Source organism: Cellulosimicrobium cellulans, assembly GCF_042723955.1.
Lineage (GTDB): Bacteria > Actinomycetota > Actinomycetes > Actinomycetales > Cellulomonadaceae > Cellulosimicrobium > Cellulosimicrobium cellulans_H.
In genome coordinates this window covers 1-4,000 of record NZ_JBHXIC010000160.1, presented here as the reverse complement: position 1 = coordinate 4,000, position 4,000 = coordinate 1, and the positions used below count along the sequence as shown (strand labels likewise).

The following is a 4,000-nucleotide window of genomic DNA, read 5'->3' as shown; positions in this document are numbered from 1 at the left end:
GGGGTCGAAATTATCCGGGGGGGCGCGGGGGTTGGGGGGGGGGGGCCCCCCGGGCGCCCCCCCGCCCCCCCCCGCCCCCGCCCCCCCCCCCCCCCCCCCCGGGGGGGGGGGCGCCGTCGTCGTCCGCGGGAACGGGACGGTCGCCTCGGGCGTTCATCAGGGTGGCGCCGACGGGGTCGGCGCCCGTCGGGCACCCGGTGGACCACGCGGGTGCCCGCGGCGCGGAAGGGAGCACAGCGTGGGGCGTCAGCACTTCAACGGTCTCAAGACGGCCGGCCTGTTCGGCGTCATGTGGGCCATCGTCCTGGGCCTGTGGGCGCTGTTCGGCGCCCGGGCGAACCTGCTGTGGCTGTTCGTCGGCATCGGCCTCGTGACGACGTTCTACGGGTACTGGAACTCGGACAAGATCGCGATCCGGGCGATGCACGCGCGCCCCGTGAGCGAGCTCGAGCAGCCCGCCATGTACCGGATCGTGCGCGAGCTCTCGACCGAGGCACGCCAGCCGATGCCCCGGCTCTACGTCTCGCCGACGCAGGCGCCGAACGCGTTCGCGACGGGCCGCAACCCCAAGAACGCGGCCGTGTGCTGCACCGAGGGCATCCTGCGCCTCCTCGACGAGCGCGAGCTGCGCGGCGTGCTCGGGCACGAGCTCATGCACGTGTACAACCGCGACATCCTCACGTCGTCGGTCGCGGGCGCCCTGGCGGGCGTGATCACGTCGCTCGCGCAGTTCCTGCTGATCTTCGGCGGCGACCGCGACCGCGGCGGCAACCCGCTCGCGGCGATCGCGATGGTCGTCCTCGCGCCCGTCGCGGCGATGCTGATCCAGCTCGCCATCTCCCGCACGCGCGAGTACGACGCCGACGAGGACGGTGCGAAGCTCACGGGCGACCCGCTCGCCCTCGCGTCTGCGCTGCGCAAGCTCGACGCCGGCACGCAGCGGGCGCCGCTCCCGCAGAACCGCGACCTCGTGGACGTCTCCCACCTCATGATCGCGAACCCGTTCCGCGGCGCCGGCGTCGCCAAGATGTTCGCGACGCACCCCCCGATGGCGGAGCGCATCAAGCGGCTCGAGACGATGGCCGGCCACGGCCCGGGCTACGGCGGCATCACCTACCACTGAGCGGGGACGCGCCGGGCCACCGCGGTCGGTCTGGGGCTGATGCGGCGTGCGCCAGGTGTGGTCACGACGCGGAAGAGCCCGCCGCGCTGACGCCCAGCGCGTCGAGGAGGACGGCTGCGACGCCGTCGTCGTCGTTCGCCGCGGTGCGGTCGGTCGCTGCGGCCAGGACGTCGGGGTGCGCGTTCGCGACGGCGAACGAGCGCCCCGCCCAGCGCAGCATGGGCAGGTCGTTGGGCATGTCGCCGAACGCCCAGACGTCGCGCGGTTCGACACCGAGGCGAGCGCACCAGCGCGCGAGCGCGGCGTCCTTGGTGACTGTGGGGGCGAGCAGCTCGGCGAGCCCCGCCGCGCCGGAGTAGGCGAGGTGGGCGCGGTCCCCGACGGCGTCGCGCACGCGCGCGAAGAACGACTCCTGCGCCGTCGTCTGCCCGTCCGCCACGACGACGGGCTGCGTCGCGGGTGCGTCCGCGACCGGAGCCCCGGGGTCCCGCGCGAGGATCTTGCCGACGGGCTGCCCGCGGTCGGCGTCGTGAGGGGCGCCGGGCACGGCGAGCGTCGACTCGACCACGGCGACGACGTCTGCGTCGTCGTCCGGGGTGGACCGGAAGCCCGGGTCGAACGTCGGCCCGTCGACGCGCTCGAACGCGAGCGTGACACCCGGTACCGCGGCGCGCAGGTCGGCGACCAGCGCTGACGCCTGGTCCGAGGTGAAGCCGCACACGTCGAGCGCGCTCGCGGTGGCCAGGTCCCACACCGCCGCACCGCCGAGGCAGATCACGTGCCCGTGCCCGCCCACCACGTCGGCGAGCTGGTCCAGCCAGCGCGGCGGCCGCGCGGTGACGAACACCACCTCGACGCCGGCGTCCTCGGCGGCGCGCAGCGCGGCGCGCGTGCGCTCCGAGACGGTCCCGTCGGACCGCAGGAGCGTCCCGTCGAGGTCGGTCGCGACGACGCGCGGGAGGGTCACCGGTAGTTGGTGAACTGCAGCGCGACGTCGAGGTCGGCGCCCTTGAGCAGCGCGATGACGGTCTGGAGGTCGTCGCGCGACTTGCTCGTCACCCGGACCTCGTCGCCCGTGATCTGCGTCTTGACGGCCTTGGGCGCCTCGTCGCGGATGATCTTGGTGATCTTCTTCGCGTTCTCGCTCGACAGGCCCTCCTTGAGGGTGGCGGCGAGGCGGTACTCCTTGCCCGACGCCTTGGGCTCCTTGTCACCCGTGTCGAGCGACTTGAGGGAGATGCCGCGCTTGACGAGCTTGGTCTCGAGGACGTCGAGGATGGCGAGCACGCGCTCGGCCGAGTTCGCGACCATGAGGATGCTCTCGCCGCTCCACGCGATCGAGGCGCCGACGTTGCGGAAGTCGTAGCGCTGCGCCACCTCCTTGGCGGCCTGGTTGAGCGCGTTGTCGACCTCCTGACGGTCGACCTTGCTGACGATGTCGAACGAGGAGTCGGCCATGGGTAGGTCCTCTCTGGGCCGGGAACGGGTGCTGGGTCCCACCGTAGTCGAGCAGGCTCAGGGACGGCTCGCGAGGCGCGTCGCGCGGGCGGCGCGCAGTCCGTCGACCGAGAGCACGACGAGCGCGAGCCAGACGAGCCCGAAGCCGGCCCAGCGGGTGGGCGACATGGGCTCGTGGAAGACGAGGAGGCCGAAGAGGAACTGGAGCGCGGGGCCGAGGTACTGGAGGAGACCGACGACGCTCAGCGGGAGGCGCCGCGCGGCCGCGCTGAAGAGGAGCAGCGGCAGGGCCGTCACGATTCCCGCGGACGCGAGCAGGAGCGCGTGGCCGGCGCCCTCGGCGCCGAACGTGCCGACCCCCGTGGCGGCGAGCCACCCGAGGTACACGAGGGCCAGCGGCGTGAGCACGGCGGTCTCCACGGCGAGGCCGGGGAGCGCCTCGACCGTGCGCCCGACGCGGTTCTTCACGAGGCCGTAGAGGCCGAACGACCCCGCGAGGACGAGCGCGATCCACGGCAGGCCGCCCGCGCCGGTGCTGATGACGACGACGGCCGCGACGCCGATCCCGACCGCCGCCCACTGCGCGGGGCGCAGCCGCTCGCGCAGCACGGCCACGGCGAGCAGGACGGTGACCAGGGGGTTGATGAAGTACCCGAGCGCGGCGTCGAGCACGTGACCGCTGAGGACGCCGTACACGTACACGGTCCAGTTGGTGACGATGAGGACGGCGGCGACGGCGAGGACGCCGAGGGTGCGCGGGGTGCGCAGCGCGGTGACGAACCCGCCGAGCTGGCGCGTCGCGGCGAGGAGCACGAGGCAGAAGAGCAGGCTCCACACGACCCGGTGCGCGATGATCTCGAGCGGCGCCGCCGGCTCCAGGAGCGGGAAGTAGAGGGGCATCGCGCCCCACAGGAAGAACGCCCCGGCGCCGAGCAGGAGGCCCCAGCGGTCGGTCGGGGCGGTCGCGCCGCGCGGGCTGCCCGACGGCGCGGGCGGGGCGGGCGAGGACGGTGCGCCGGTGTGCGCGGGGCCAGGTTTCCCGGTGCCGGGGAGGTGGTCCGGCGCGGGGGAGGGGTGGGTCACCGCCCCACTGTACGGACGGGCGCGCGGGCGGTCGCCGGGACCCGATTTCGCACCTGGTCCGGCGGGGCTGTATCGTTGGCTCGCCCGCACGGCAAGGGCTGCACGACGTGCAGTCCGTCCGGCGAGCGACAACTCCACACGGCAGGTTGCCCGAGCGGCCAAAGGGATCTGACTGTAAATCAGACGGCTCAGCCTTCGGGGGTTCGAATCCCTCACCTGCCACCGGAGCGACGGGGGGGGCCCCCCCCGGGGGGGGCGCCCGGGGGGGGGGGGGGGGGGGGTGTGGGGCACTCCTCATTGACGGGGCCGCCCCCGGCCCCCGGGGCGGGGGGGGGT

4 protein-coding genes and 1 tRNA gene are annotated in these 4,000 nt (G+C 74.3%); 2 read left to right on the top strand and 3 right to left on the bottom strand.

Features of this window, described 5'->3' with window-relative positions:
• Positions 1-238: 238 nt before the first annotated feature.
• On the top strand, positions 239-1,123 hold the full coding sequence (gene htpX, locus ACFWH7_RS20860) for a zinc metalloprotease HtpX (protein WP_378219569.1): 885 nt from the start codon (positions 239-241) through the stop codon (positions 1,121-1,123).
• Positions 1,124-1,184: 61 nt separating this feature from the next.
• Here htpX and ACFWH7_RS20855 read toward each other — a convergent pair whose 3' ends face one another.
• The 3 genes from ACFWH7_RS20855 to rarD are packed head-to-tail and all read right to left on the bottom strand — an operon-like array spanning position 1,185 to position 3,664.
• Entirely contained in the window at positions 1,185-2,090 is a 906-nt protein-coding gene (locus ACFWH7_RS20855; RefSeq protein ID WP_378219567.1) for an HAD family hydrolase, read from the bottom strand.
• Complete coding sequence (locus ACFWH7_RS20850) at positions 2,087-2,581, bottom strand: YajQ family cyclic di-GMP-binding protein (protein ID WP_378219565.1); 495 nt, start codon at positions 2,579-2,581, stop codon at positions 2,087-2,089. The genes ACFWH7_RS20855 and ACFWH7_RS20850 overlap by 4 nt, the downstream gene beginning before the upstream one ends.
• A 57-nt stretch (positions 2,582-2,638) precedes the next feature.
• Entirely contained in the window at positions 2,639-3,664 is a 1,026-nt protein-coding gene (rarD, locus tag ACFWH7_RS20845) for an EamA family transporter RarD (protein WP_378219563.1), read from the bottom strand.
• A gap of 140 nt (positions 3,665-3,804) precedes the next feature.
• Here rarD and ACFWH7_RS20840 point away from each other — a divergent pair.
• Positions 3,805-3,886 (top strand) — tRNA-Tyr (locus ACFWH7_RS20840).
• The last annotated feature ends 114 nt before the right edge of the window (positions 3,887-4,000 follow it).

What these genes read in the sequence shown, in the direction of transcription:
- ACFWH7_RS20850 (WP_378219565.1), bottom strand. Translation starts at nt 2,581, where the DNA reads ATGGCCGACTCCTCGTTCGACATCGTCAGCAAGGTCGACCGTCAGGAG.